This is a genomic window from Hymenobacter canadensis, from assembly GCF_027359925.1.
GTDB lineage: Bacteria > Bacteroidota > Bacteroidia > Cytophagales > Hymenobacteraceae > Hymenobacter > Hymenobacter canadensis.
Window position 1 is genome coordinate 878,079 of record NZ_CP114767.1, and the last position, 26,617, is coordinate 904,695.

A 26,617-nucleotide genomic window follows, 5' to 3' on the forward strand; every position below is an offset into this window, starting at 1 on the left:
CTAACAGGACTGCTGCTGCTTCGACCAAATTTTTTGAAGTGTATACCACTACTAACGGTGGTACCACTTGGACACGTGTTGACCGTACTGCGGGCCTGACCAGCAATGGCAACGAGTATGGGGTAACCAACCAGTATAGTGTCGTAGGTAATACAATTTGGTTCACCTCATTGTACGATCCGGAAACTATCACGTCGCCGGCTCGCGTATTCAAATCAACTGACCGTGGCTTGAACTGGACTTCCTCTAACAGCAATATCTCCAACCGGGTGTCGGGCGTGGTATTCTCCAATGCTACCAACGGCCTCATGTGGAATGCCGAGAATCTGAGCGTATCGACCAACGGCGGTACCTCATGGGCAACCCAGACATACACCACGCCTTTCCGTGACTCCGACGTAACGGCAATTCCCGGCAGCAACACGTACGTGGCAGTTGGTCTTGATGCGCGTGTGGCAGCACCTACTGCTACTGATATCGGTACGTCCATCAGCCGCGACAATGGCGCTACCTGGGCGACAATCGACAACCGGGCGCAGTATCTGTCGGTTAGCTTTGCCTCTGGCACGGTGGGCTGGGCTGGTGGCTTCACGGCTCCTGCCGGCGGCGGTGGCATCGGTAAGTACACGGGTAGCAATATCCTGGCTAACCGCAACGCCGAACTGCAGCAGGCGCTGGCCGTCTATCCTAACCCTAGCTCAACTGGTGTATTCACGGTACAGCTCGCTTCGGGCTTGAAATCGGGTGCTACGGTACGCGTATTTGATGTGGTAGGCCGCCAGGTTACTACTCAGACGCTGAATGCCACGGCCGTAGCCGCTAAATCTACCACGGTAGACCTGAGCAGCGAGAAGGCCGGCATCTACACGCTGGAGCTGCGCACCGAAGCAGGTGTAGCGCAGCAGAAGCTGGTGGTGGAATAGCATCTAGCGACATACGCTTACCAAAAAGCCCTCATTCACGTCGAATGGGGGCTTTTTTTGCTATTTACGTGCCGCCAACCAACCATTTTTATATCCTTGCGCTCTTATCGTCAACTTCCTTCACTTTCTTCTTTTATCATGCACAAACAATTACTATTCCTGTCCGCATTTCTTGCCGTGGGCGCCACTGCCCAGGCGCAATGGGTAAACCAACCCGTTACCAATTCCACTCCTGACCACGTTAATCTGGCCATTTCGGCCGTCGACGCCAACGTGGCCTGGACCACTGTAGCTGGGGGAGAAGAGTTTTATAGCCAGCTGTTCAGCCGCACCATCAATGGCGGCACCACCTGGACCACTACGGCCATTCCGGGTCTGACGCCCAACGACCTCGTAACCGGCATCTATGCCCAGAGCGCCACTACGGCTTGGGTGACGGTGGCAGCAGATTTCGTAGGGCCCGGCCGCATTCTGCGCACCACCGACGGCGGTGCGAACTGGGTCACCCAGACCACGGCTACCCAGTTCGCCGGCAACAACAGCTTTCCGACTGTAGTGCGCTTCTTTGACGCGCTGAACGGGGTGGCCGTAGGCAACCCCAACAATGGCCGATTTGAAATCTATACCACCACCAACGCCGGCGCTACCTGGACGACCATTCCGGCCGCCAATGCTCCTCAGGCGCAGGGGGTGGAGGATTTGGTGCCGGGTATCCCGGTGATAGCGCAGGCCGGCAACAGCATCTGGGTCGGAACGGATGAGGGCCGGATCCTGCGTTCCACCGACCGCGGCCTGACCTGGACCGTGGCTGCCACCGGGCTGGAATTTCTGGAGGCTGTGGCGTTCCGCGATGCACTCAACGGCCTGGCATTGGATGAGGACGGCAACTACGTTCGTACGACGGATGGGGGCGCCACCTGGGCCCGCATCAGCCCCACCGGCCCCGTGCATACTATCGGCCTCGACAACGTGCCCGGCACCCGCACCTACGTGTCCACGGGGTTTGGCGCTTATGGTCCCGGTTCATCCTACTCCACCGACGACGGTCAGACCTGGGTGGCTATTGAGTCCACCGTCAATCATGTGCTGGTGGACTTCGTCAGCCCGAGCGTGGGCTGGTCGGGTGGGCTGCGGGTAGATGCCAACGGCGACGCCGACGGCGGCAACGGCATGAACAAGTACACGGGCATTACGCTGGCCACCAACGCGGCGCTGGCGGCGCGGCTGGGCATTAGTGCCTTCCCCAACCCGGCGCCCGATGGCCGCTTTCTGGTGCGGGCCGCCGGCCTGAAGGCCGCCACTCCGGCCCGCGTGCTCGACGGCCTGGGCCGTACTGTGCTGGCCCAAACCTGGACCTCGCCCGCCCTGGCCCCGCTGGCGCTGGATCTGAGCCAGCAAACAGCGGGCGTGTACGTGCTGGAACTGACCACTCCCGACGGCCTGGTGCGCCAGAAGCTGGTAGTGCGCTAAACGCCCGGCACGTCAACAATATCGGATTATTCAAAGGCCTGTTCTGCTTAGCGGAATAGGCCTTTTTCGGGGCTGCCGGAGGCGGGGTTTTAGCCAGCTGTCCGGCAGGCTTATTCGGGGCTGGCGCTAGCAAAAACGGGATATTTTCGGTACTTTTGTAGGATAGCATCCTAGCTGAACTTACGCCCGAAACATGAGCGAAACACAAGAGATAATCGGTGCCTCGGACTATTCCGCGGATAGCATTCAGGTACTCGAAGGGCTCGAAGCGGTACGCAAGCGTCCTTCCATGTACATCGGCGACACTGGCGCCAAGGGCCTGCACCACTTGGTGTGGGAAGTGGTCGATAACTCTATCGATGAAGCGCTGGCCGGCCAGTGCGACCGAATCGAGGTGAGTATCCACCCCGGTAACGCCATCTCGGTCCAAGACAACGGCCGCGGAATCCCCGTTGGCATCAACCAGAAATTCGGCAAATCAGCCCTCGAAATTGCCCTGACCGTGCTGCACGCCGGCGGCAAGTTTGATAAGAATAGCTACAAGACTTCCGGCGGTTTGCATGGCGTGGGCGTGTCCTGCGTGAATGCGCTCAGCACCCACACCCACGTGAAGGTGCAGCGCGACGGCCGCATGTACGAGCAGGAATACACCATCGGGGTGCCCCAGTACGACGTGCGCGAAATCGGGCCTGCTGACGGCCGCGGTACCTACGTGTGGTTTCAGCCCGATGAAACCATCTTCGACGAAACGCTGGAGTACTCCTACGAGCGGATTTCCACCCGTTTGCGGGAGTTGGCCTACCTCAACCGCGGCATCCGCATCATCCTCACCGACCTGCGTGAGCAGGGCGTTGGTGCTGACGGGCAGCCGCAGCGCACCGAGTTTTACTCGGAAGGCGGCGTGGCCGAGTACGTGCAGTATCTCGACAGCAGCCGCACCGTGCTCATGACCAAGCCTGTGTACGTGGCTACGGAGCGCGGTATTCCGGTGGAAGTGGCGTTCCAGTACAACGACTCGTACCAGGAGCACATCTTCTCCTACGTCAACAATATCAATACCCACGAGGGTGGCACGCACGTGGCGGGCTTCCGCTCGGCCATAACGCGGGTGCTGAAAGCCTACGCCGAGAAATCGGGCGAGGTGGCCAAGGCCAAGATTGAGATTCAGGGCGACGACTTCCGCGAAGGCCTCACCGCCGTTATTTCGGTGAAGGTGGCTGAGCCCAAGTTCGAAGGCCAGACCAAGGGCAAGCTGGGCAACTCCGAAGTGAGCGGCGCGGTGAACCAGGTAGTGGGCGAGATTCTCAACCAATATCTGGAGGAAAACCCCAAGGAGGCCCGCGTTATCGTGGAGAAGGTGATTCTGGCCGCCAAGGCCCGCGTGGCCGCCAAAAAGGCCCGCGAAATGGTGCAGCGTAAGTCGGTGCTGGGCTCCAACTCGCTGCCGGGCAAGCTGGCCGACTGCTCGGAATCGGACCCCGCCATCTGCGAGCTGTATCTGGTGGAAGGTGACTCGGCCGGTGGCACGGCCAAGCAGGGCCGCAACCGCGCGTTCCAGGCGATTCTGCCGCTGCGCGGCAAGATCCTGAACGTGGAGAAGGCGCAGGAGCACCGTATCTACGAAAACGAGGAAATTCGGAACATGATTACGGCCCTCGGCGTGAGCTTCGAAAAGAAGACCGACGAAGACGACGGCAGCACTACCCGCTCGCTGAACCTCGACAAGCTGCGCTACCACAAGGTCATCATCATGACCGATGCTGACATCGACGGCTCGCACATCCGGACGCTGATCCTGACGTTCTTCTTCCGCTACATGCCGGAGCTGATCGAGAAAGGCTACATCTACATTGCGCTGCCGCCGCTGTATCTGGTGAAGCGCGGCAAGGAAGAGCGCTACTGCTGGACCGAAGAGGACCGCATGAACGCCCAGGAGGAACTGGGCCGCGGCAAGCCCGAAACGGTGAACGTGCAGCGCTACAAAGGTCTCGGCGAAATGAACGCCGAGCAGCTCTGGACCACCACCATGCAGCCCGCCACCCGCTCCCTGAAGCGCGTGGATGTGGACTCCGGTGTGGAAGCCGACCACCTCTTCTCCATGCTGATGGGCGACGAAGTAGCCCCCCGCCGCGACTTCATCGAGAAAAACGCCAAGTACGCCAAGCTGGACGTGTAACGTTCTGAGAATAAAAAAGCCCGCTGAGTAAGCGGGCTTTTTTATGGATGTCTGCCAACCAGCAAACCACGTAGAAGCAGCTACATTTATTAAAAGCGCTGCAGAAGGTCCGGCACTAGCGTGTATCTTGCCGTACTGCCTTCTGGATGCCTTTCTTCTGTTATGAAACTCTTCAAGTCTGCCGACCTTATCCGCAAAAGCAAATACATCAGCCGCGACCTGAGTTGGCTGCGCTTCAACTACCGCGTGCTCGACCAGGCCAAGGATGCCGGCCGGCCGCTGTTCGACCGGCTGCGGTTCCTGGCCATCACCTCGTCGAATCTGGATGAGTTCTTCATGATTCGTGTCGGCTCGCTCTACAACTACCTCGACTACGGCAAGGAGCGGGTGGACTACTCGGGGCTGCGGGAACTGCCCTTCCGGCGCAAGCTGCTCGACTTCGCCCACCGCTTCGTCAACGACCAGTCGATGACGTACCTGAACGAGCTGAAGCCGCAGTTCGAAAAGAACGGCTTCAACATCCTGCGCATGGATGAGCTGACGGAGCTGGAGCTGAAAAAGGCCGACGGCTACTTCAAAAACACCATCTTCCCGCTGCTCACGCCGATGGTGTACGACTCGTACCACGGCTTCCCGCTGATGATGAACCAGATGCTGATTCTGGGCGTGGTGACGCGCACCGGTACCGGCGACCTGGAAACTGAGAAAGGGCAGGAGCGGCTCACATTCGTGCAGATTCCGCAAAACCTGACGCGCTTCTTTGAGCTCACGCGCAAGGAAAAAGTGCTGTTCGTGCCGATTGAGGAAATCGTGCGGGCCAACCTGCCCAAGCTGTTCCGCAACGTGGAAATCGAGTCGGCCGACCTGTTCCGCATCACGCGCAACGGCGACTTCACGCTGGAAGAATCCGAGGACATCGATACCGACTTTATCAAGGAGCTGCAGCAGGGCCTCAAGACGCGTAAGCGCGGCCGCGTGGTGCGCCTGGAAGTGGAGCCCAACGCCTCGGCGCTGCTGATGACCGTGCTTAAGGAGCGCTGGAAAATTGATAATGGCAACGTGTTCGTTATCAATTCGCTGATTGACCTGAAGGGTTTGCTGCAGATTCTGAAGCACCCCAACTTCCGCGGCAAAACCTCCCGCCAGCCCGCCCCGATTGCGCCGCTGAGCCTGCCCGAAGGCGCCGACGAGAACCTGTTTGAATACCTCAAGCACCACGACGTGCTGCTGCACCACCCCTACAACAGCATCGAGCCGATGGTGCGGCTGCTGGAGCAGGCCGCCGAAGACCCGCAGGTACTGGGTATCAAGCAAACCATCTACCGCCTCGCCGACGATTCCCGCGTGACGGCAGCGCTGCTCAAGGCGGCTGAAAACGGCAAGCACGTATCGGTGCTGTTCGAAATAAAGGCCCGCTTTGATGAGGAGCGCAACATCCGCGAGGGCGCGCGGCTGGAAAAAGCCGGCTGCTTCGTCATTTATGGCGTGAGCAAGTACAAGACGCACACCAAGATGCTGATGGTCATCCGGAAGGAAGGCGAGAAGGTGACGCGCTACGTGCACATCGGCTCCGGCAACTACAACGAGCAAACCAGTAAGCTCTATACCGACGTGAGTTTGCTCACGACCAACGACGTGTATGGCCACGACGTGTCGGAGTTCTTCAACGTCATCACCGGCCACTCGCAGCCCGACGACTATGAGTACCTCATCACGGCGCCCAAAGACATGCGCCAGCAGCTGGTGCACCTGATCCGAGAGGAGGCGCGCAACGCCAAAAAAGGCCTGCCCAGCGGCATTGTCATCAAAATCAACTCTCTGGAAGACAAGGAGGTGATTGATGAACTGTACAAGGCCTCGAAGGCCGGCGTGCCTATCCGCCTGATTGTGCGCGGCATCTGTTGCCTGCGGCCGGGCCGCATCAATCTGAGCGAGAATATTGAGGTGCGCAGCGTGGTGGGTGACCTGCTGGAGCACTCGCGCCTGTTCTACTTCCACCAAGCCGGGCAGCCGCGCCTCTATGCCGGCTCCGCCGACGTGATGGTGCGCTCCTTCGACCGCCGCATCGAGGCGCTGTTCCTGATTGTGAATCCGCAGCTCAAGCGCGAAGCCATCGGCATTCTGATGCTGAACCTGCTCGACAACCAGAACAGCTACGTGATGCGCGAGGACGGCGCTTACATCCGGCGCCAGCCGCAGCCCGACGAGGTGATTGTGAACGTACACAAAGACTTCTACCGCCGCGACGAAGAGCGCCTCGCCAACGCCACGCCCGATGGCATGCTGGTGTTGCTGACGGCCGCCAAGGATGCTGAAGCCGCCGCCCTCGCCGCCGCCGAAGAACCCGTGGAAGCCTGCGGCCCCGAAGAAGAACTAGCGGCCGAAGAGCCCGAAACCGAGACGGTGGAATACATTGTCGTGGCCGAAGCTGAAGACAAGGCAGAAGCTGCGCGCACCAACGCCTAACTGTTAGTCAGTCCGGCGGAAGCGAAGCCGTGCTTTCGTTTTGTGCGCCACATCAACTTAAATGAAAAGCCCTCCGGCAGCAGGTTCATTACCTGAAGCCGGAGGGCTTTTCATTTAAGTTGATGCGTATTGCGGGCAACTGTATGCCGCTAGTGCTGCAAGCTGCCGCTATTCCACTTCGGTGGGCCGGCTTTGCATGGTGGGAATGGGCGTGCGGCTGGAGTGGTCGTCGCGGGCACGAATCTCGTCGAAATGCTCTTCGAACAGCGTCTGCAGCATGCCGTCTTTCAGGCCGATGTCGGGCACAATCATCTGATTGATATTAGCCCATTCCATGGCCGACAGGTAGATGTGGCCGGCCGGCACGATAACGTCGGCGCGGTCGGGGTTGAGCATGGCCACGTTCACCCGCTCGTCCATGCTCATGTCGGTCAGATTCTGCAGCACGGCCGCAATGCGGCGGCGCGTCACGGACTTGTCGAGCTGCTGCGGCTGGGCCATGCTGTAGAGCTTGTTGATGTTGCCGCCCGTGCCGATGGCCCGCGTGACGTGGTAGCGGCGGCCGTTTTCCTTTACCCACTCTTCCATGCGCTGCCACAGGCTGGCCTGGGCGTCGGTGCTGGCCAGGCCGCTTTCTTCCTGCTGCATGCGCCGAATCGAGCCAATCTCAAACGACTGCGAGGCCACCTTGCGGCGGTCGTGGTAGATGTTGAACTCGGTGCTGCCGCCGCCCACATCGATGTGCAGGTAGTGCTTTTTGTCTTCGAGCAAATGCTCAATCACGCGGTTGATGTACGCCGCTTCGGCCTGGCCGTCAATCACCTGCACCGTCATGCCCAGCTCCTGCTGAATGCGGGCCGCTACCTCGGCGCCGTTGGTGGCGGTGCGCATGGCCGAGGTGGCGCAGATCAGATAGTGGTTGGGCGCCACGTCGTGCACCTCCATCAGTAGCTTCAGCGCGTGCAGAAACTTGATGAACTTCTCCTGCTTCTTCTCCGAGATGGTGCCGGTGGCAAATACGTCTTCGCCGAGACGCAGCGGAAAGCGCACATATTCCACCCGCTTGAGCCGGTATCGGTCGCCGTAGTGGAGAACTGCTGAAATCTGACAACGAACAGCGTTGGAACCGATATCAATGGCGGCAAGCTTCAGCAGAGGATATTGCACAGGCAGTGGAGTTGGCGAGGAGAGAGGGCAAAGATAGCCGTTTGAGCAAAACAGGCCATTCATGAGGCCGCAAATAGGAAAACGGCATGCATTGTAACTAAATATATAGTAAATTGAATTATATCAATCTGCCCGCTCATGCTTTCGGACCTGACTTATCTGGATGCCCAGGCGCCGCTGTGGCTGGTAGCGTTGTTTCTGGGCATCGTACTGCTGGCTGCAGGCCAACTGCTGCACCTGTGCTACTGCGCCGACCTGTGGCTATTGCCGCCGGCGCTGCTGCTGGGCTGGTGGCTGCTGCTGCAGAGTGTGCTGGTTTACCTGGGGTTCTATGATAATCTCTACGCGCTGCCGCCGCGCCTGCTGGTGCTGGGAGTGGGGCCGCCGCTGATAGGCATTGCCGGGCTGCTGCTCACCGGTTCCGGCCGTTGCCTGCTCGCTCGCTTTGATCTGGTGGACCTGACGTGGCTGAGTGTAGTGCGAATTCCGGTGGAGCTGTGCTTATACGGGCTGGCGCTGCACCACCTGGTGCCCGACCTCATCACCTTCGCCGACCGCAACCTCGACTTGGCCGCCGGCCTCACGGCCCCGCTGGCCGCGTATTGGTTCCGGACCCGGCTGATGGGGCGCCGACTGCTGCTGCTCTGGCACGGCGGCAGCCTGGTGCTGCTGCTGAACGTGGTGGTGCTGGCGGCCGGCAGTGTGCCCACACCGTGGCAGCAGGTAGGGTTCTCGCAGCCCAACGTAGCGGTGTTGCACTGGCCTTTTGTGTGGCTGCCCACCTTCATTGTGCCGCTGGTGCTGTTTTCACACGTGGCGGCGCTGCGGCAGCTGCTGGGCTCGGTACACAAAACCGCCCCGCTACAGCCAAGTAGCAGGGCGGGCGAGTGGCACCTGGAGCCGTGGTTTATTGGTCGATCCGGAAGCCGAGGCCGAGCTGTATTAGGCCGCTTTCTTCGGGCGAAATCTGATAGGAAACCGATAGGGCTAGCTGGTCGGTGACGGGGGCCAGGTAGAAGCCGGCGCCGTAGCCATCGTGCCAGCCATCGGGCGAGCTGCCTTTGTAATACACGCGGCCCCGGTCAAAGAACCCGAACACGCCGTAGGAGAAGGGCAAAAAGTTGGTTTTCACTTGGCCCAGGGCTAGCCGCAGCTCCGTGTTCAGGTAGAGGCTGGCGTCGCCGGTAAAGCGGTTGCGCACGTAGCCGCGCAGGTTTTCGCGCTGCCCAAGGTTGGCGAATTTGTAGAACGGAATTTCGTCGTCGGGGCCGTAGGTTTTGGCGCCGCCGCCTTTCAGTACCAGCGTAACGGGGATGAGCAGGCGCGTGGTGCCGTAGTATTCGGCAAAGCCCTGGGAGAGGCCGAAGTTGCTTTTGTCGCGGTTGAGTTGGAAGTAGGTGTCGTGCTGGGCGCGCAGGCGCACGCCGCGGCGCGCAAAGCGGGGCCGGTCGCGCAGGTCCAGGTCAAACAGCCCGTTCAGGCCCACCAGGCGCTGAAAGCCGGTGTTTGGGCGCAGGTCACTGGCGGTGGGGTCCTGCTCCAGGCGGCCCAAGTAGCTGGTGCCGGCAAAGTTGGTGCTGTACTGCTCGTAGCCGCCGCCCAGCCGGATGAGGCTGCGCTGGAAGAATACCCGCTCCGTAAACAAGCCGGCCGTGTAGCCTTTGTAGCGCGCTTTATAGAAGTTGTTATCGTAGAGGTTGTCGTCTTTGGAGGTGTTGTTGCCCAGCCCGAAGAAGTTGTAGAACTGGAAGAAGTTGCCGTACTCGGCGCGGGCCCCAATATCCCACAGGCCGATGGCATGGCGGTGGCGCGAGGCCAGACTCACTTGAAAGTTGCCGTTAGCAGTACCCTGAATATCGAAGCTGTACAGGTTCTTATAGCCCAGCTTGCGGAAGCCCTGCCGTACAAAATCCACGCCCGCTCCGGCCCCGATACCGTCGCTACTGTTGAAAATAACCGTCACGCGGGGCGCGTAGCTGTTGTACTGGAACGACTCCCGCTCATACAAATTCACGTCGGGGGCGCTGGAAGTGCGGTTGTCGGATTCCGAACCCAGTTTCAGGTCGGTGTCGGGTACGTCGTACACTTTGGTGAGGGCGCGCAGGCCGCTCACCCGCGAGTCGTCGGCAATCCGGTCTTTGCCGTCGCCGCCGATAATGCGCAGCAGCACGCTGTTTTTGGCTGTGCCGGTCACCGTGAATACATCTTTGCCGTCGAGGCCGTAGAGGCTTACTTCTTCGGTTTCCTTGGGTGAGAAAGTCCGGTCGAACAGCGGCTCGCCTTCGGGCGCGTCGCCGTCCTTGCCTTTATCGAACATGCGCACGCGCATGTTGCCGTCGGGCTGGCGGTCTACCTGGAATACCTCGGCCTTGTTGGAGCCCACCACGTCCACGCGTTTGGCCAGCATCAGGTAGTAGTCGTCGAGTACCTTCGGCAGCTCCTGAATACGCTGCTTCAGCTTATTGTTCAAATCATTGCCGGAGAGGGGCATCAGCTCCTTCGGCAGCTGGGCCATGGCCTCATCAATGGCCGCCGGCGTAATACGGGCCTGCATATACTGGCCCACCTCTTGCCACTGCGGCCGCGTGAGGCCTTGTAACAGGAACCGGTCAAGGTCCCTGGCTGGCCAGTTCAGGCTTTTGAGGTCGTGGAATTCGCCCTGGAAATCCTCGATGCTGCCCACGGCCCATTCGCGGTTGGCCAGGTAGGTCAGCAGGCCGTTCCAGAGGGTAAACGACTGGTCCCGGTCGCGCGGAATGGGCTTGTACACGGTGTTCTTGCCTTGCTTGAAGCCGGCCCACTTCCAGTTGTCTTCGTGCTTGCCGAAGTCGGCCACCAGCATATCAAAGGCGCGGGCCTGCGCAAAGGCTTGGGCGTCGATGCGGTTGTCGTGGTCTTTGTAGAGCTGGCGGAAAAAGCTGAACGAGCGGCGCACGTCGTCGGCCCCACCGAAGCCGGGCAGGTTGGCCTTGGGGTCGCTGGGCCGGTCTTCCAGGGTGCCCAGCAGGCCCGCGTACTCCTGGCGGTAGGCACCCAATTGGTTGTTGTCGGGTAGCACGAACAGCCGCGGCCGGGCGTGCAGAATGTCGGTCTTATCGAGCAGCGAGGTGATAACCAGCGCCGAGTAGGGGTGAGCCGTGGGCGTGATGCCCCGCAGCACGTCGGCCGCCACCGAGTTGCGCAGCTCCGGCGGCAGAATCTTGGTTACGTCTTTGTCTACGGACCGGAACACGTACTCCGACGAGTCGGCCGCAATCAGCTTGAGCGAGGTGGTCTGGCGGCCGCCGCCGCGCCCGAATACGCGCAGGCCGCCTTTCTCGGCAGCCAGGTCGAGGGTACGGACCTGCACCGGCTGGGTCCAGGAAGTGCGGTAGCCTTCGCCCAGGAAGAACTTTGATGCGCCCGAGCCGGCGTACTGCTTGCCGGCGGCCAGCGTCTGGGTGGGCTGAAACGGCGCGTCCGGCTTCACGTCGGCCACGCCTTTCGGCGCCGACGGGCACTCCGGAATGAAGCTGTTCACGGGCACGTTGGGCAGGCGCGGCTCCTGGCACGCCGACTGAAACAGCACGGCATTGTAGGTTTCATTTACTGCCGCATCCGCCAAACCAAAGGCGTAGAAATAGGCCTTCACGGTGCCGTCGGCGAAATATTCCAGCTTGGAAAAGCCCTCCTCAGAGCGGTTGAACTGCGCGCTACCATCGGCCCCAACGTGCTCCTTCTCAGCAAAGGAGCCAGAAATGAGGTGGTAGTTGTCTTCGAAGCGAGTAAGCTGCAGGCTGTAGTCGTGCGAGGCCGCGTACACGGCGCCGGGGTGGTCTTTGAGGGTGCCCAGCAGCTCCTTGCGAAACTCCTGGTACTGCGGATTAGCCAGGTCGCGCGGGGTGCCCACGTTCTGGCGGTAGGCCGCGTACACCGAGCCCAGCACCGGGGGCAGCAGGTGGCGGCTAAGCGGCTGCTTGCCACCATACACGCCGTTGCTGATAACGGGCTGGTGGCCCACGAGCAGCACGTTTTTGCCCTTGGTATCGTCCAGCAGATCCTGGAGCTGCTCCCGGAATTCCTGCTGAGTGAGGGTTTTACAGTCAGTGTCGGGAGCTTCGGGCCGGTCGAAGGGATGCGTGAACCAGGGCGAGTTGATGGCCACCACGCGCACGTTGGGCGCGACGTCGATGACCTCGGGGCCGGGGCAGCCGCCGGTGGGCGCAAAAGCGTTCTGGCCGGGTAGGCGCTTCTCAATGTAGTCTTCGAGGCGGCGCACGCGCTTCAGGCCATCGGGGCCGGAGTTGGCCCAGTCCCGGTCGCCGGGCACGAAGTAGATTTTGCCGTTGGGCAAACCCTGCACCAGCGCAATCAGGGCATCAGCGCGGGCCGTTTCGCCGGCGCGGCTGGAATCGGTCTTGGTGCCGAGGCCATCGTGGCCCACAATGTCGCCGAGGTGCACCACGGTGAAGGCGCCGCGCTGCTGCTCCAGCGTGCGGCGCAGGGCCTGCAGGCGGGCCGTCGGGAGGTCGGCGGTGGCGGTGTTGCCGAGCAGGTAAACCGTGTGGGCCGGGGAGGAGGCAGTCTGGCCCAGCAGGGGCTGCGTCAGAGTCAGTCCCAGAGAGGCCAGCAGCAGACGGCGGTAGAGTGAGTGCATAGAAAGAGAGCTAGACACCACCATACGGAGAAACGTGCAAGTCGATTTAACCTAAATTTAATTTTGAAGACAGTCTCGCTGCTTACGCCGCCGCGGGCCGCTGGCGTGGGGCCAGCACCCGGCGCAGAGCCAACACCAGCAGACACGGCAGACCTACCCACAGCAACTCACATTTCAGCACCCGCGCCGCCCATTCGCCCACAAATTTCTTCACCCCAATAGGCGAAACCTGCAGCGGCCGCCACGGGAAAAAGTAGCGCTGCTGCTCGAAAGGGCTGAAAAATGCTACACCTTCCCCGCCGGTAGTCAGCGCATCGAGCACGCCGTGCGAGACGGTGGCCAGAAACAGCAGCAGCCACAGCCGCCCGGCCGGCGGGGTGCCGGGCGTGCGGCGAACGTGCGCCAGCCCGGCCAGCGCTGACGCCACCACTGCGGCGGCCAGAATCGAGTGCGTAAGCCCGCGGTGCCCCCAGAGGCTGGCGTACGGCACATGAAACTTGAAGCCGATAACGTCGGCATCGGGCAGGAAGGCGCAGGCGGCGGCCAGCAGCCAGTAGCGCCAGTGTCGGCGCTCCGGCAGCAGCAGCTTGCCCAATGTGGCGCCCAGGGCGCAATGTCCGAAAATGGACGCCATTTGTGAGAGTGAAGAAGGTAAGAAGCGGGGCAGTAGCGCGAACTTTGTAGTCCGCGCCCCCGCGCCGTCAGAACCAACCGAACGGCGTGGGGGCGCGAACTGCAAAGTTCGCGCTACTGATGGCCCATTAGCTCGGTGGCCAGCCGGGGCACGCCGGTGCTGGCCGGCTCGGTGATGAAATGCAGGTTGCGGCGCGCCGAAACCGGGGGGCGGCTGGGGTCGATGATGTACACCGGGCAGCTGGCCGGGGCGTAGCTGACCAGGCCGGCCGCCGGATATACCTGCAGCGAAGTGCCCACCACCAGAAAAATATCGGCCGTAGCGGCTTCCTCCATGGCGTGCTCCATCAGCGGCACGGCCTCGCCAAACCACACAATGTTGGGCCGCAGCTGGTGGCCTTTGGTGCACAACTCGCCCAGCTCAATCCGGTCGGTAGCCATCGGGTACACCAGATGCTCGAAGCGGGAGCTGCGCGCTTCCAGCAGCTTGCCGTGCAGATGGATAATGTGGCTGGAGCCGGCCCGCTCATGCAGGTCGTCGACGTTCTGCGTCACTACGACCACCTCAAACTCCCGTTCCAGCGCGGCCAACGCCAGGTGGCCCGCATTGGGCTGGGCGGCCCGGGCCGCGGCGCGCCGCTGGTTGTAGAATTCCAGCACCAGCTCCGGGTTGGCCGCCCAGCCCTCCGGCGTGGCCACGTCCTCAATGCGGTGGCCTTCCCACAGTCCATCGGAGCCGCGGAAAGTAGCCAGGCCGCTTTCCGCGCTGATGCCCGCGCCGGTCAGGGCGACAATCTTCTTCTTTTTCATAGTATAAATATAATGTAGCATAGGCTTTAGCCTGTGCCATGACTGAAGCTGCAAGGGTTCAAAGCTGCAAGCTATAAGCTTCAAGCTGCATGAGGCAAGCTACAGCTCATAGCACACAGGATATAGCCATGTTCATACAGCTTGTGGCTTGCAGCTCAAAGCTTGCCGCTTTGAACTCACTTCAAAACCGCTTCAGCTCTTCCCGCCGAAACGTCCATTCCGGCGTGCTGAATCGGGCCTGGCTGGGGTCCACGGCAAACCAGGCCCCCAAAGCCGGGTCGCCCCAGGCGTTGCGCAGCACATGAATCTGCTGGGCCGGCATGTAGCTCTGGGCTAGCAGCACGTAGCGCCGGCCGCTGCCAGCCTGCTCGGCCACGTCCAGTACCAGCACGGCGTGGCCCGGCGAGCCGCCCCGGATGAGCACGTCGCCGGGCTGCACCGCTGCCAGCGGCGTGGGCGTAAGCTCTCGGTCCAGGGAAAGGGTGCCGGCGTAGGTGAAAATCTGGTCGAGGTAGCGGCGGAATGTGGCGTGGGTGGGCGCTTCCACGGGCCGGGGCGCCGGCAGCACCTCGTTGCCGCTCACCCGGAAACCCTTGCCACCGTACCAGTCGGCAAACCGGATATCGTGGCCGCTGGTGAGGTGGAAATGCACCTGGGCCGGGTTCTGCGCAAACAGGTACTCGCCCCGCAGCCGGATAACGGCATCGGCGCACTGCTGCAAATCCCGCGTGCCCACATCAATGTTGACCACCGCGGCGTGCACGTCCTGTGGATCTTTCAGCTGGCCGTTATAGAGCTTCACGGGCGTGCCGGCCGGCAGCAGCGGCAACCCACCCAGCCACTGCCCGAACGAGCCCGGCGCCACCGCCACCCGCACGCAGCCGCGCGGCGGCGCAAACCGGGCCGCCAGACTCCGGCGGGCATCGTAAGCCCCGGCCGGCAGCCATGCATAGGGGTTGACCGCCGTCGGCGCGGCTACGGCAGGAGTCAGTGGCGGAGCAGGCGGGGAGTTACGGGCGGAAGCCGCGCCCATAGAAGCGGCATAGCTGAGCAGCAGGAAGGAAAACGGAATTGGCAGCATGTCAAGCAATAGATAGCACCAAGTAGAATAGCCGCATAACGATATTCAGCGAGCGGTATTTCAAGCCCAATAATACAAAAAAAAGTCCCCGGCCTGGAAAGGTCGGGGACTTTGATGTATGGTAGTCGAATCGGCTACTTGGCTTTGGCAGCCGGTTTTTTGGCGGTAGTGCCGGCTGCTTTCTTCGCGGCAGGCTTTTTGGCAGCCGGCTTCTTGGCCGCTGCTTTTTTAGCAGGCTTATCGGCGGCATCAGCCTTGTCGGCCACGGGGGCTTTCTTGGCGAAGCGGCCGCCCTTGGCGGGCTTGTCGGGCGTCAGCTCGCCCAGCTCCAGGCAGCGCTCCAGCGTGAGGTCGGCCGGCTCTTCGCCTTTCGGAATCTTCACGTTCTTCTTGCCCACCACGATGTACGGCCCGAAACGACCGTTCAGCACCTGCACGTCGTCGCGGCCCTCGAAGGTCTTGATCAGGCGCTCGGCGTCGGTTTTGCGCTTGTTCTCAATCAACTCTACCGCCTCGGGTGCCGTAATGGTGTGCGGGTCCTGCTCCTTGGTGAGTGAGTAGAACTTGCTGTCGTGGCGGATGTAGGGGCCGAAGCGGCCGAGTGCGGCCGTCATCGACTTTTCCTCGAACTCGCCGACCACGCGGGGTAGCTTAAACAGCTCCAGCGCCTCTTCCAGCGTGATATTTTCAATGAACTGGCCTTTGCGCAGGCTGGCGTACACCGCTTTTTCGTCCTCAGGCGCGCCTTCCTTGGGCTCGATCTGCACGTAGGGGCCGAAGCGGCCGAGACGGGCCGTCAGCTTCTGGCCGGTTTCGGGGTGTAGTCCAATTTCGCGGTTGCTGCCCAGCGTGTTGCGCTCGATGTCCTTGCCGCGCTCCACGGTTTCGTGGAATGTGCCATAGAAGCCCGCCAGCATGTCCGTCCACTGCTCTTCACCATCGGCAATGCGGTCAAACTCGCCTTCCACCTTGGCCGTGAACTGGAAGTCCACAATCACGGGAAAGTGCTCTACCAGGAAATCGTTCACCACCATGGCCGTGTCCGTGGGGAACAGCTTGGCTTTGTCGGCGCCGTAGGTTTCGGTTTTTACCTCCGTCTTCACCTCGTGGCCTTCCAGCGTCAGCACATGAAACTTGCGCTCCTTGCCTTCGCGGGTGTCTTTTTCCACGTAGCCGCGCTTCTGAATGGTGCTGATGGTAGGCGCGTAGGTAGAAGGCCGGCCGATGCCCATTTCCTCCAGCTTTTTCACCAGCGAAGCCTCCGTGTAGCGGGCGGCCGGGGAGGCGTAGCGCTCCACGCCGCGCAGCTGTAGCAGCGGCATCAGCTGGCCCACGGCCAAAGGTGGCAAACCGCGCGAAAACGACGATTCGGTTGCTGCTTCGTCCTGCTCATCCTCGTCTTTCGACTCGCTGTAAGCCTTCAGGAAACCCTCAAAGGTGATAACCTCGCCGCTGGCCGTGAGCGTTACGCCGGGCTGGGTGCTGATGCCGATGGTGGCCACCGTGCGCTCAATCTGGGCATCGGCCATCTGCGAGCCCATTGCCCGCTTCCGGATCAGGTCGTAGAGGCGCTGCTCCTGCGAGTCGGAACCGGCTTTCAGCAGCGCGAAGTCGGTGGGGCGGATAGCTTCGTGAGCTTCCTGCGCCGAGGCCGACTTGGTCTTGTACAGACGGGTCTGGGCGTACTCGGGGCCGTAGGCGCGGCTGATTTCTGCCTGCGCGGCGGCCAGGGCATCCTGCGAGAGGTTCACCGAGTCGGTCCGCATGTAGGATATTTTACCGGCTTCGTACAGCTTCTGGGCCACGCTCATGGTCTGGGCCACCGAGAAACCCAGCTTGCGCGAGGCTTCCTGCTGCAGCGTAGACGTGGTGAAGGGCGGCGCCGGGCTGCGCTTGCCGGGCTTTTTCTCCAGGTTCTCAATGCGGTACTCGGCGCCGGCGCAGCGGGCCAGGAAGGATTCGGCCTCTTCACGGGTTTTGTAGCGGGTGGGCAGGTCGGCTTCCAGCACCGCACCTTTGCCGGCGTCTAGGCGGGCCGTAATCCGGTACGCCGACGACACGTTGAACTGGTTGATTTCCCGCTCGCGCTCCACCACAAAGCGCACTGCCACGCTCTGCACGCGGCCGGCCGAAAGGCCCGTTTTTACTTTTTTCCAGAGCACCGGGCTCAATTCGAAGCCTACCAGCCGGTCGAGGACACGGCGGGCCTGCTGGGCATTCACCAGATTCAGGTCGATTTCCCGGGGGTTGTCGATGGCGTGCAGGATGGCATTCTTGGTGATTTCGCGGAACACGATGCGGCGCGTCTTAGGGCTGCCGGTCAGGTTCAGGGTTTCTGCCAGATGCCAAGAAATGGCTTCGCCCTCCCGGTCATCGTCACTCGCCAGCCAGACGGTTTCGGCCTCCTTGGCCAGCTTCTTGAGCTGGCTGATAATTTCCCGCTTGTCGGCCGACACCACGTAGGTGGGCTTGAAGTTATTGGCTACGTCAATGGCATTGTTGTCCTTGGGCAGGTCGCGGACGTGCCCGAAAGACGATTTGACGACGAAATCCTTGCCCAGATAGCCTTCAATGGTTTTGGCTTTCGCGGGGGATTCGACGATGACTAGATTTTTAACCATGGGGGAAGGTGGAGACGGAAGGAGGCAAGCTAGCGCGCTTTCCAATAGAAAACGGGCCCGCGGGCAAGAAGTTGAATTTTGCCGCAAAGATGCTGGAATAATCCGGCCCGCCGTTGCTGCCCGGCAGAATGGCGGCCAGCCAGCCAGGGCCGGGGACGTGTGCAGGCAACAAATTCAGCAGTCCAACTGGTTCACCAAAAGCCAGTTCTGAGGTGGGGCGAATTGGTGTAGAATCCTTCTAGGGGAAACAGGCGTATTCGCTACCTTTGTCAGCATGGGCAACCCTTGCCGGGCGTGCATTGCACCCGGTTCAGCTGCCCTCCGAAGCCCCGATACTCCTTGCTATATGGCATCAGGTAAGACACCCTCTCCCGCCCGTCGTTCTGCCGCTTCCGCCCCGGCCGACAGTTCTTCGGCTCCGGCCGTCACGGCCGTAGCGGCTGCCAAGCCTGCTAATGGCAAGTTGGCCGCCGTCGGCGACGCTGCCCGCCGCAGCGGTAGTGCCAAAGGCTCTAACCTGCGCGGCACGGGGACGCTGGAAAATACTGATTACGTCAACGAGCAGCTCAACCGGGTGCTGTACGCCCTCGACGCCTTCAAGAAAGGTGACGTGTCGGTGCGGCTGACCAAGCAGAACGACGACATCTTCGCCGAAATAGCCGAGGCCTACAATTCCATGGTGGAAATGATTGGCGGGGTAGGCGGCGAGGTGTCGCGCATCTCCAAGGTAGCCGGGGTGGAAGGCAACCTGAAGGCCCGCGCTTCCGCTGAGAATGCCGCCGGTTTCTGGCGCGACATGATCAACAACATCAACGGGCTGGTTGACAGCATTGCCGTGCCGGTGTTGGAGGTAGGCAAAGTGCTCAAGAACATCAGCAAGGGTAACCTCGACGAAACCTTCCAGATTCCGGTTTCCGGCGACTTCAAGGTGATGGCCGAAACCATCAACAAGACCATCGATAACCTCAACCTTTTTGCCGGCGAAGTAACCCGCGTGGCACAGGAAGTAGGCACCGAAGGCAAACTGGGCGGCCAGGCCTCGGTACCAAACGTGGGCGGCATCTGGAAAGACCTGACCGACAACGTAAACTACATGGCCTCCAACCTGACTTCTCAGGTGCGGGACATTGCCAACGTAGCCACGGCCGTAGCCAAAGGCGACCTGACCCAGAAAATCACCGTGGACGTGAAGGGCGAACTGCTACAGTTGAAGCAGAACCTGAACCAGATGGTGGACTCGCTCAACCTGTTTGCCGGCGAGGTAACCCGCGTGGCGCAGGAAGTGGGCACCGAAGGCAAGCTCGGCGGCCAGGCACTGGTGCCGAACGTGAGCGGCGTGTGGAAAGACCTGACGGACAACGTAAACAACATGGCCTCGAACCTGACGCTTCAGGTACGAGACATTGCCAACGTAGCCACGGCCGTAGCCAAAGGCGACTTGTCGCAGAAGATTACCGTGGACGTGAAGGGCGAGCTGCTGCAGCTCAAGCAGAACCTGAACCAGATGGTGGACTCGCTCAACCTGTTCGCCGGCGAGGTAACCCGCGTGGCATTGGAAGTGGGCACCGAAGGCAAGCTCGGCGGCCAGGCCGACGTGCCAAACGTGGCCGGCGTGTGGAAGGAGCTGACCGACAACGTGAACAACATGGCCTCGAACCTGACGCTTCAGGTGCGGGACATTGCCAACGTAGCGACGGCCGTAGCCAAAGGCGACTTGTCGCAGAAAATCACGGTTGACGTGAAGGGCGAGCTGCTGCAGCTCAAGCAGAACCTGAACCAGATGGTGGACTCGCTCAACCTGTTTGCCGGCGAGGTAACCCGCGTGGCATTGGAAGTGGGCACCGAAGGCAAGCTCGGCGGCCAAGCGCTTGTGCCCAACGTGGCCGGCGTGTGGAAGGAGCTAACCGACAACGTAAACTACATGGCCTCGAACCTGACGCTTCAGGTACGCGACATTGCCAACGTAGCCACGGCCGTAGCCCGCGGTGACCTCAGCCAGAAAATGGCCGTGGATGTGAAAGGCGAAATCCTGGAGCTGAAGAACATTCTCAACCAGATGGTGGACTCGCTCAACATCTTCGGCGACGAAGTAACCCGCGTGGCCCGCGAAGTAGGCACCGAAGGCAAGCTCGGTGGCCAGGCCAGCGTGCCGCGCGTGTCGGGCACCTGGAAAGACCTGACCGACAACGTAAACTACATGGCCTCCAACCTGACCTCTCAGGTGCGAGACATTGCCAACGTAGCCAGCGCGGTAGCCAAAGGCGACCTGACCCAGAAGATGACGGTGGATGTGAAAGGCGAGATTCTCGACCTCAAGAACATCCTCAATCAGATGGTGGACTCGCTCAATATCTTCGCCGGCGAAGTAACCCGCGTGGCCCGCGAGGTAGGTACCGAGGGTATCCTGGGCGGCCAGGCGTCGGTGCCGAACGTGAGCGGCACCTGGAAGGACCTGACCGACAACGTAAACACGATGGCCTCGAACCTGACCTCTCAGGTGCGCGACATTGCCAACGTGGCCACGGCCGTAGCCAAAGGCGACTTGAGCCAGAAAGTGACGGTAAACGTGCGCGGCGAGCTGTTGCAGCTGAAGGAAAACCTCAACCAGATGGTGGACTCGCTCAACACCTTCGGCGACGAAGTAACCCGCGTGGCCCGCGAAGTAGGCACCGAGGGCAAGCTCGGCGGCCAAGCCGATGTACCGAACGTGCGCGGTACTTGGAAAGACCTCACCGATAACGTAAACTTTATGGCCGCCTCGCTTACCAGCCAGGTGCGCGACATTGCCAACGTAACCACCGCCGTAGCCCGCGGCGACCTAAGCCAGAAGGTTTCGGTAGATGTAAAAGGCGAGCTGCTCGACCTCAAGGACAACATCAACCGGATGGTGGACTCGCTCAACATCTTCGCCGGCGAAGTAACCCGCGTGGCGCAGGAAGTGGGCACCGAGGGCAAGCTCGGCGGCCAAGCCGACGTGCCGAACGTGAGCGGCGTCTGGAAAGACCTGACTGACAACGTAAACACCATGGCCACCAACCTCACCACCCAGGTGCGGGGCATTGGCAAGGTGGTAACCGGTGTATCGCAGGGCGACCTGACCCAGAAGCTAACGCTGGAGGCCAAAGGCGAAGTAGCCGAGCTGGCCGACACCATCAACCGCATGGTGGACGACCTGAACCGCTTGGCGCAGGAAGTTAGCCGCGTGGCCAAAGTGGCCGGCGTGGAAGGCAAGCTGACCGAACGCGCCACGGTAGGCGGCGTGAGCGGCTCGTGGAAGGAAATCGTGGATACGCTCAACGACCTGCTCGAATCCATTGCCTCGCCGGTACTGGAAGTGAGCCGCGTAGTGCGGGCCATTTCCGAAGGCGACCTGACCCAGCAAGTGGAAATCCAGACGGCCGGCGACATCAAGTCGATGGCTGACGCCCTGAACCTGGCCGTGGACAACCTTAACGACCTGCTGGCCGAAATCAACGAGTCGTCGCAGGTGGTAGGCACGTCGTCGGAAGACATGGCGGCGAAAGGACAGGAGATGAGCCGGGTGACGGTTGACGTGGCCCTGGCCATGCAGCAAATGGCCGAAGGGGCCCAGAACCAAGCTCTCAAGACCGACCAGGCCTTCAAGCTGATCGAAGAAATCATGCAGGCCACCAAAGAAACCGCCGGCAAAGCCGATGTGGGCATCAAGGCGGCCATCCTGGGTGAGCAAACCTCGCAGCTCGGCCTTAAGACCGTGGCGGAAGTGGTGAAAAACATGGAGGAAATTTCGGCGGCAGCGGCCCAGACGGCCAAAACCATCGAAGTTCTGTCGGCCCGCTCCCAGGACATCAGCAAGTCGCTGAGCGTGATTACCGACATTGCCTCGCAAACCAACCTGCTGGCCCTGAACGCTGCCATTGAGGCCGCTCGGGCCGGTGAGGCCGGCCGCGGCTTTGCCGTGGTAGCCGAAGAAATCCGCAAGCTGGCCGAAGGATCCCGCCGCTCGGCCTCGGAAATCGGCACGCTGGTAGACGACGTGAAAAAGGATACTACCTCGGCCGCAACCGCCATCAGCACCATGGAAGGCCGGGTACTGAAAGGCAAGAATGCCACCTTCGAGGCCAGCTCAGCCTTTAAGAACATTGCTACCAGCTCGGGCGAAACCCTGCGCACCTCCCGCGACATTCTCACGGCCACCGAGATTCAAAAAACGTCCATCGGTGACGTGGTGAAGTACGTGGAAGAAGTGGTAGCCATTGCCGAGCAGACGGCCTCGGGCACGCAGCAGGTAGCCGGCACAGCCAAGCAGCTCTCTTCGAGCATGCACGAGCTGACCGTTTCCAGCCAGCGCCTCACCGACATTGCCGACGACCTGCAGCTGGGGCTGTCGAACTTCCAGCTGCTGGAGGAAATCGAGCCGGAACCGGAGCCGGAGCCTGTCCGTCACCGGTCGCGCCGCATGGCGCACCAGCCGGCTTCGGCCACGCCGGAGCGCGACCGGGCCACCGTGCGCCGCGCCGATGCGGCTACCGATGCCGCGCATGCCCAGGCCGTAGCCAACCGTCCGCTCACGACCACGCGCCGGGGCGACGCCCGCGCTACGGCTGCTGCCCCGGCACCCGTGCGCAAGCAAACCAATGCCGAGCAGGCCGAAGCGCAGCGTAGCCGCAAGGCCAGCCGCCGCAAAGCGGATGCGGCACCAGCAGCAGCAGCGACTTCTAACGGCAAGGCTCCTGCCGAGGTACCGGCTGCCAAGCCTGCGCGCGTCCGTAGCCGCAAAGAAGCGAAATAGCCACTTGAACTGTTAACTCCCGGAAGGGCTGATTTTTCTGTCGAAAGTCAGCCCCAACCAGGACCATCTTTGCCATATGGCCGAAGCTGAACAAGCCAGCGAGAAAAAAACGCCGAAGTCCGACCCCATCATCCAGCTCATCGTGTTTCGGCTCGGCAGCGAGGAGTATGGCCTGCGCATCGAGCAGGTGAAAGAGGTGACGCTGACGCCGGAAATTGCGCGCATGCCCAAAACCCCGCCTTTTGTGAAGGGCATTGCCAACCTGCGCGGCGACATCATTGCCATCATCGACTTGGAGCAGCGCTTTGGCCTGCGAAGCTTCGAGGAGGACCTGCCGGCCCTGTCCTACACCCTGGCTATCGAAGCCAAGGACTACACCATCGGTATTGTGGTGCGGGAGGTGCCTACGCCGCTGTCCATTCCGGTTTCCAGCATCGAAAAAGCCCCGGAATTCATCCAAGACATCAACATCAACGACAAATACATTGAGGGAATCGTGAAGGTAGACGGCCGCATCATCATTGTGCTCGACATGATGAAGCTGCTGACGCCCGCCGAGATTATGCAGCTGCAAACGCGCTAACATCTTTGCTGACGCTTAGCCGTACAAAGCTCGGCTTTCCCTTTTGCCCCCATTCTTCCCGTTTTCTGAATTGCTTCTTATGAAAAACCGCATTCTCATCGTCGACGACTCTTTTTACATGCGTACGATGCTCAAGAACATGCTCACCGATGCCGGCTACGAGGTAGTAGGAGAAGCCGCCAACGGCCAGCAGGCGCTTGAAATGGCGGCCGCCACCAAACCCGACCTGATTACGCTGGACGTAATTCTGCCCGATAACACCGGGCTGGACGTGCTGAAAGGCATCCGCCTGAATGACCCGGACGTGAAAGTGGTGATGTGCAGTGCTGTAGGGCAGGAGGTTATCGTGACCGAAGCGCTGGAAAGCGGGGCATCGGCCTATATCGTCAAGCCTTTCTCCGAAGAGAAGGTGCTGGAAATCGTAAGCACTGCCCTGCAGGCTGCCGAATAGTCTGATTACCGAATTGCCTTTTCTGGTGGGTATCTGGTAACCCCTAACCGTTGCCAGTTACCCATCTGCTTAGTTATTTCTCCGTGTCCAACCACTCTCTTACCTTCACCATTCTGCTAGGCACTCTGCCCACCGCTCTGCGGCTACGGCTGTTGCGCCTGTTTCAGGGCCAGCCTGACTGGCACGTGGTAAGTAGTGGAGAAGGGGATACGAACCTGCTGACAACGGCCCGCCGGCTACGCCCGGGCTTGATCATTGTAGCACAGGACCAGCTGCGCGATATTGAGCAGCTGCGCCGTTCGGCCAGCATACCAGTGCTGCTTTTTGGTGAAACGCCGCCGTTGCCGGGTATGCTGCGCGAAGTAGCTGCCTGGGGCGTATACGGCTACTTTCAGCCCGACTCCGGCCAGCCACTATGGGCGGCTGAGTTGCTGAGCAAAGTGCGCCAGGCAATGCCTGCCGCGCCGCGCCCACTAGCACAGCCCACGGCCTCCATTGCTGTGCCGGGTATTGCTACCGGGCTGGTGATAGTAGGTGGCTCCACGGGTGGCACGCTGGCTGTCGAACAGCTGGTGCGGGCTCTGCCTACCACGCTGGCCTGTGCGGTGCTGGTGGCGGTGCACCTGCCGGCCTCTTTTCTTACGTCTTTTGTCGACCGTTTGCGGCGCGCAACTGCCCTGCCGGTGGTAGCGGGCGGGGCCGGGGTACTGCTGCAGCCCGGGCAGATTGTAGTGGCCCCCGGGGGGCGCAATACACTGGTCAGGGCGGCCTCCAACAGTCCCTGGCAAGCGTGGCACACGGAATTCACTGCCGAGCCCAGCCCATCGGGCGACGAACCCTCGCTGGATGTGATAATGCGCTCGGCAGCGCGCACGGTGGGCCGCAATGTGCTCGGCGTGGTGCTCACGGGCCTGGGCCGCGACGGTACGCTGGGCGCCCAGGCTATCCGGCAGCATGGCGGCACGGTGCTGGTGCAGGATGAAGCTTCATCGGCCGTGTTTTCCATGCCGAAATCGGTGATTCAGGCCGGGTGGGCCAATGCTGTGCTTCCGCTTCATGAGCTGCCCAAAGCCATTGGGCGGCATGTGTCCCAGTTTAAGCAGGCCTCCGCGGAAGCGCGCCTGTCCCGTCTTACTTCAGCTCGCGCTTTTTAACCTATGAAATCACGCGAGCAGGAATACCGGGAAATTTACATGGCCGAGGCGCTGGAAGCCTACGATGGCATGAGCCGCCACATCAGTGAGCTGGAGCGCAACCCGCAGGATCAGCAGGCCCTGAACGAGCTGTTCCGGCTCATGCACAACCTCAAGTCCAACTCGCGGGCTATGGGATTTGTGCAGGTGGGGGAGGTGGCCCACAACATGGAAACCATCTTCGGCCTGATCCGCAGCAAGGACCGGGAGTTTAGCGGCAGCTTGGCCACCGTGCTCTTTATGGGCGTTGATGTGCTGGGGGCTATGATCCGGGCGGTGGAAGACGAGTCGGCCATGCCCGACAGCGCGGCGCTGCTGGACAATCTGGACCGGCTTGTGAACGGCGAAGAGCCCATTCTGGCCGAAGAAGAGCAGGACGACGAGGATGCTAACCGTAAGCTGGAGCTGTCGGACCTGGTGTATATCCAGATCAAGAAGCTGGACCACCTGCTCAATCTGGTAGGGGAGCTGATTATCGACCGGGACCGGATTCTGACGCTGAGCCAGGAAATCGGGCATCCGGCGCTGCAAAGCACCGCCGCCCACCTGTTCCGTATCACCGACGAGCTGCAGTATTCCGTGATGGATGCGCGCCTAGTAAACGTGGGCTCGTTGCTGAACAAGTTTCCGAGGGTGGTGCGCGACGTGGCTACCACCGAGCAGAAACAGGTAGAGCTGACGCTCAGCGGCCAGGACATCCAGATTGACCGCAACATCCTGCAAATCATTACCGATGCGCTGCTGCACTTGGTGCGCAATGCCATTGGCCACGGCCTCGAAACCCCGGCCGACCGTGAAAAGGCCGGCAAGCCCGCCCAGGGCAATCTGGTGCTTTCGGCGCAGACCGAGCGCGACGACGTGCTGATTCGGGTGGCCGACGACGGCCGTGGTATTGATGTGGAAAGTGTGCGCCGCAAGGCCGTGGAGCGTGGTTTGGTCGGCAAAGAGTCTGCCCGCTACCTCGATGATGCCGCCGTGCGGGCCTTCCTGTTTGAGCCGGGCTTCTCGATGGCCAAAGAGGTAACCGAAATTTCCGGCCGGGGCGTGGGCCTCGACGTAGTGAAACTCGCCATCGACTCTTTGGGCGGGCAGCTGCGGGTAGATTCGGTGCTTGGGCAGGGCACCACGTTTACGCTGGTGCTGCCGACCTCTATTGCCGTAAAGGGCGCGCTGCTTTTCGAGTTGGATGCCCGTAACTACGCCATCCCGCTCATGCACACCGACTCGGTGGTATCGTTGATGCCGGACGTGCTGCACGTGGTGGGGGGCGTGCTGATGGCGGAAGTACAGGGTGAAAACGTGCCGGTAGTGAGCCTGCGGCGCCTGCTGCACAACGGCGACGGCCCGCTGCCACCGGCTAACCGCTCCGAGCTCGAAGGCCGCCAGGACATCATCATCATTGCCTACAACAACCGCAAACTGGGCCTGATCGTCGACCGGTTTCTGCGTCAGCAGAATATCGTCATCAAGCCCATGAGCAAACCTCTGGATACCATTGAATTGTTCGGCGGCGTCACCTTGCTCGGAAGCGGGCAGGTGTGTCTGGTGCTGGACGTTCCGGCTTTAACTCGTCTGTTTCTAGCCCGACGAGTCTGAAAATACGTAATGCTGACTCCGAAGCAGCCGCTCCGCGGTA

The 26,617-nt window shown here is 61.2% G+C and carries 16 protein-coding genes; 10 read left to right on the forward strand and 6 right to left on the reverse strand.

Annotated elements, in window-relative coordinates; all coding sequences use genetic code 11:
• The first annotated feature begins 230 nt into the window (after positions 1 to 230).
• The 4 genes from O3303_RS03745 (at position 231) to ppk1 (ending at position 7,035) form a co-directional block, all read left to right on the forward strand.
• Positions 231 to 923: a T9SS type A sorting domain-containing protein gene (locus O3303_RS03745; protein WP_269560725.1), complete on the forward strand. Its 693-nt coding sequence runs from the start codon at positions 231 to 233 to the stop codon at positions 921 to 923.
• Between the two features lie 138 nt (positions 924 to 1,061).
• Positions 1,062 to 2,393, forward strand: coding sequence for a T9SS type A sorting domain-containing protein (locus tag O3303_RS03750; RefSeq protein ID WP_269560726.1), 1,332 nt, complete (start codon positions 1,062 to 1,064; stop codon positions 2,391 to 2,393).
• A 193-nt stretch (positions 2,394 to 2,586) separates the two neighbouring features.
• Positions 2,587 to 4,569 (forward strand): DNA topoisomerase (ATP-hydrolyzing) subunit B, encoded by a 1,983-nt coding sequence (gene gyrB / locus O3303_RS03755; RefSeq protein WP_269560727.1) that lies wholly within the window; start codon positions 2,587 to 2,589, stop codon positions 4,567 to 4,569.
• Between the two features lie 162 nt (positions 4,570 to 4,731).
• Positions 4,732 to 7,035, forward strand: coding sequence for a polyphosphate kinase 1 (ppk1, locus tag O3303_RS03760; RefSeq protein WP_269560728.1), 2,304 nt, complete (start codon positions 4,732 to 4,734; stop codon positions 7,033 to 7,035).
• A gap of 168 nt (positions 7,036 to 7,203) precedes the next feature.
• On the opposite strand, the gene O3303_RS03765 is transcribed toward ppk1, so the two are convergent.
• Positions 7,204 to 8,202 carry a Ppx/GppA phosphatase family protein gene (locus O3303_RS03765; protein ID WP_269560729.1) on the reverse strand — a complete coding sequence of 333 codons (999 nt, stop codon included), beginning with the start codon at positions 8,200 to 8,202 and terminating at the stop codon, positions 7,204 to 7,206.
• A 138-nt stretch (positions 8,203 to 8,340) separates the two neighbouring features.
• Here O3303_RS03765 and O3303_RS03770 point away from each other — a divergent pair, with 138 nt between their 5' ends.
• Positions 8,341 to 9,204 (forward strand): DUF8737 domain-containing protein, encoded by an 864-nt coding sequence (locus tag O3303_RS03770; RefSeq protein WP_269560730.1) that lies wholly within the window; start codon positions 8,341 to 8,343, stop codon positions 9,202 to 9,204.
• On the opposite strand, the gene O3303_RS03775 is transcribed toward O3303_RS03770, so the two are convergent.
• From O3303_RS03775 to topA, 5 genes are all read right to left on the reverse strand, one after another.
• Positions 9,110 to 12,838, reverse strand: a complete 3,729-nt coding sequence (locus O3303_RS03775) for a BamA/TamA family outer membrane protein (RefSeq protein WP_269560731.1) — start codon at positions 12,836 to 12,838, stop codon at positions 9,110 to 9,112. The two genes, O3303_RS03770 and O3303_RS03775, sit on opposite strands and share 95 nt — an antisense overlap.
• Positions 12,839 to 12,920: 82 nt before the next feature.
• The gene (locus tag O3303_RS03780) at positions 12,921 to 13,472 is read right to left on the reverse strand and encodes a metal-dependent hydrolase (RefSeq protein ID WP_269560732.1); all 552 of its coding nucleotides are present in this window, start codon (positions 13,470 to 13,472) and stop codon (positions 12,921 to 12,923) included.
• A 113-nt stretch (positions 13,473 to 13,585) separates the two neighbouring features.
• A complete protein-coding gene (locus tag O3303_RS03785) occupies positions 13,586 to 14,281 on the reverse strand; it encodes an SIR2 family NAD-dependent protein deacylase (RefSeq protein ID WP_269560733.1) in 696 nt (231 codons plus the stop codon).
• A 181-nt stretch (positions 14,282 to 14,462) separates the two neighbouring features.
• Positions 14,463 to 15,362: a DUF4846 domain-containing protein gene (locus tag O3303_RS03790; protein WP_269560734.1), complete on the reverse strand. Its 900-nt coding sequence runs from the start codon at positions 15,360 to 15,362 to the stop codon at positions 14,463 to 14,465.
• Positions 15,363 to 15,496: 134 nt separating this feature from the next.
• Positions 15,497 to 17,983: a type I DNA topoisomerase gene (gene topA / locus O3303_RS03795; RefSeq protein ID WP_269560735.1), complete on the reverse strand. Its 2,487-nt coding sequence runs from the start codon at positions 17,981 to 17,983 to the stop codon at positions 15,497 to 15,499.
• A gap of 346 nt (positions 17,984 to 18,329) precedes the next feature.
• Here topA and O3303_RS03800 point away from each other — a divergent pair, with 346 nt between their 5' ends.
• The 5 genes from O3303_RS03800 (at position 18,330) to O3303_RS03820 (ending at position 26,577) form a co-directional block, all read left to right on the forward strand.
• On the forward strand, positions 18,330 to 22,754 hold the full coding sequence (locus tag O3303_RS03800) for a methyl-accepting chemotaxis protein (protein ID WP_269560736.1): 4,425 nt from the start codon (positions 18,330 to 18,332) through the stop codon (positions 22,752 to 22,754).
• 76 nt (positions 22,755 to 22,830) lie between these two features.
• Positions 22,831 to 23,337: a chemotaxis protein CheW gene (locus O3303_RS03805; protein ID WP_269560737.1), complete on the forward strand. Its 507-nt coding sequence runs from the start codon at positions 22,831 to 22,833 to the stop codon at positions 23,335 to 23,337.
• A 79-nt stretch (positions 23,338 to 23,416) separates the two neighbouring features.
• Complete coding sequence (locus O3303_RS03810) at positions 23,417 to 23,788, forward strand: response regulator (protein ID WP_269560738.1); 372 nt, start codon at positions 23,417 to 23,419, stop codon at positions 23,786 to 23,788.
• A gap of 83 nt (positions 23,789 to 23,871) precedes the next feature.
• A complete protein-coding gene (locus O3303_RS03815) occupies positions 23,872 to 24,942 on the forward strand; it encodes a CheB methylesterase domain-containing protein (protein WP_269560739.1) in 1,071 nt (356 codons plus the stop codon).
• Between the two features lie 3 nt (positions 24,943 to 24,945).
• Positions 24,946 to 26,577: a chemotaxis protein CheA gene (locus O3303_RS03820; RefSeq protein ID WP_269560740.1), complete on the forward strand. Its 1,632-nt coding sequence runs from the start codon at positions 24,946 to 24,948 to the stop codon at positions 26,575 to 26,577.
• Positions 26,578 to 26,617: the final 40 nt, after the last annotated feature.

Bases quoted from the DNA above. Each gene is read 5' to 3' on its own strand.
- O3303_RS03750 (WP_269560726.1), top strand. From the start codon at position 1,062: ATGCACAAACAATTACTATTCCTGTCCGCATTTCTTGCCGTGGGCGCC.
- gyrB (WP_269560727.1), top strand. From the start codon at position 2,587: ATGAGCGAAACACAAGAGATAATCGGTGCCTCGGACTATTCCGCGGAT.
- ppk1 (WP_269560728.1), top strand. From the start codon at position 4,732: ATGAAACTCTTCAAGTCTGCCGACCTTATCCGCAAAAGCAAATACATC.
- O3303_RS03770 (WP_269560730.1), top strand. From the start codon at position 8,341: ATGCTTTCGGACCTGACTTATCTGGATGCCCAGGCGCCGCTGTGGCTG.
- O3303_RS03775 (WP_269560731.1), bottom strand. From the start codon at position 12,838: ATGCACTCACTCTACCGCCGTCTGCTGCTGGCCTCTCTGGGACTGACT.
- O3303_RS03780 (WP_269560732.1), bottom strand. From the start codon at position 13,472: ATGGCGTCCATTTTCGGACATTGCGCCCTGGGCGCCACATTGGGCAAG.
- O3303_RS03785 (WP_269560733.1), bottom strand. From the start codon at position 14,281: ATGAAAAAGAAGAAGATTGTCGCCCTGACCGGCGCGGGCATCAGCGCG.
- O3303_RS03790 (WP_269560734.1), bottom strand. From the start codon at position 15,362: ATGCTGCCAATTCCGTTTTCCTTCCTGCTGCTCAGCTATGCCGCTTCT.
- topA (WP_269560735.1), bottom strand. From the start codon at position 17,983: ATGGTTAAAAATCTAGTCATCGTCGAATCCCCCGCGAAAGCCAAAACC.
- O3303_RS03800 (WP_269560736.1), top strand. From the start codon at position 18,330: ATGGCATCAGGTAAGACACCCTCTCCCGCCCGTCGTTCTGCCGCTTCC.
- O3303_RS03805 (WP_269560737.1), top strand. From the start codon at position 22,831: ATGGCCGAAGCTGAACAAGCCAGCGAGAAAAAAACGCCGAAGTCCGAC.
- O3303_RS03810 (WP_269560738.1), top strand. From the start codon at position 23,417: ATGAAAAACCGCATTCTCATCGTCGACGACTCTTTTTACATGCGTACG.
- O3303_RS03820 (WP_269560740.1), top strand. From the start codon at position 24,946: ATGAAATCACGCGAGCAGGAATACCGGGAAATTTACATGGCCGAGGCG.